This is a genomic window from Actinomyces sp. MRS3W, from assembly GCF_032465695.1.
Lineage (GTDB): Bacteria > Actinomycetota > Actinomycetes > Actinomycetales > Actinomycetaceae > Actinomyces.
Genome location: NZ_JAWDJJ010000067.1, coordinates 1 through 1422, shown reverse-complemented (window position 1 = coordinate 1422; position 1422 = coordinate 1). Strand labels below are relative to the sequence as shown.

Genomic DNA, 1422 nt, shown 5'->3' with positions numbered 1-1422 from the left:
CGCCACAACAGGGCGTTGGTGACGGCGGGCGCGGTGGTGTGATCCATGTCGGCCACCCACAGGGGCAGCGCGGTGTCGGGGCGGCCGCGGCGTGCGGCGAAGTCCCATTTGAGGCTGGCGGTGCCGGTGCGGTCGTGGACGACGTCGAAAGCGGACGCGGATGCGTGGGGTGCGAGGCGTGCGGAGGCGGAGGTGGGTGCGGGTGCGGCGTCGGCCGTTGGCGCGGAGGGCGCCGGCGCGGTACTGGAGCCCGCGACAACAGCGGGGGCGAAGGCGGTGGTCATGGGAGGTCCTTGAAGATGTGCTGGGCCGCCATATCGACCGGTCTCGGTACGTCATAAGTGCCGGTTTGGGTGTGTTACTTGTGCCGGTTTCGGTGAAGGAGACAGTGTGCGCGGCGGCGGGGCGAGTAGAACGGGGGATGAACGCGAACCCATGGGGGGCGCGGAGTACGACGAGCGCCCGCAGGCAACTCGGACTCTGACCGTTACTTGGCAGGAACAGCGACGGCTGGCGCTGTTAGCACATCTGCATTCGACGCATGCTTTCGGCACGCACCACCAGGGTACGGGTCGTGGGCGTCGAAGCGGTCATGAGGTGAGGGTAGCGCGCAGAGCGCTGCACGTGTCAAGGCCGGTCGGGATGCCGAGACACGGCCGGACCCGTCGCGGCTGGCTCGTGGCATCGTGTCACCGAGACCGGCACTAATGACGTGCCGAGACCGGCACTAATGACGTGTCGAGACCGGTCGATGTGGTTGTGGTGGTCGGTACGTCCCTCTATGCTCCAATGGTGGGCGCCGGCCCGGCAGTGGGCCCGAAAAGTGTCCATCTGTCGCAACTTTTATGGTCGGCGTCGACCAGTATCTTCTGGAAATCGCCTCTGACCTGGGCAAATGCGATGAAGGTCGTCGGCTCGCACCGCTGCGCGGCTCAAAAGTTTCGACCAATGGACACTTTGTCATCGCCCACCGTCCTTGGGACAGCCGCCGCCCCTGGCCTTAAGGCGGCTAGTGCCCACCACCTGCCTTGAGGCGGCCTGCGCCAGTCTGTGTGAGGGCCGCAGCCCGGCGGAAACGGTCGCCGCACGACCAGACGCGCCCACTGGAAGCGCCAGAAGCTATGGGACTCAGCCCTCTCAAAAGCTATGGGCCCCAACCGTCTCAAAAGTGAGGAGGCATCGCAGCGGTGCCGAGCGGTGCTCTACTACGCCACTTTGCCGTTGGGTACGCCAGTTAACCGTCTGCTGAAGGCCTGTGAGCCATTCAGCGGACCCCGAAGTGGCGTAGCAGACCTCGAAGTGGCGTAGCAGAGCGAGTGTGGGCGAGAGGGCCAGGCGACGGTAGGTGCTCGTCAGGCGTTGTCGGTGGGGGCGTCAGCGGGAGGGGTTGTCACTTCCGGGAGGGAATCGTCGGCGGAAGGG

The 1422-nt window shown here is 66.0% G+C and carries 1 pseudogene; it reads right to left on the bottom strand.

Features of this window, described 5'->3' with window-relative positions:
• A pseudogene (locus RWX45_RS01905) lies at window positions 1–284 on the bottom strand (pyridoxal phosphate-dependent aminotransferase); the annotation flags it as partial.
• Between the last annotated feature and the right edge of the window lie 1138 nt (window positions 285–1422).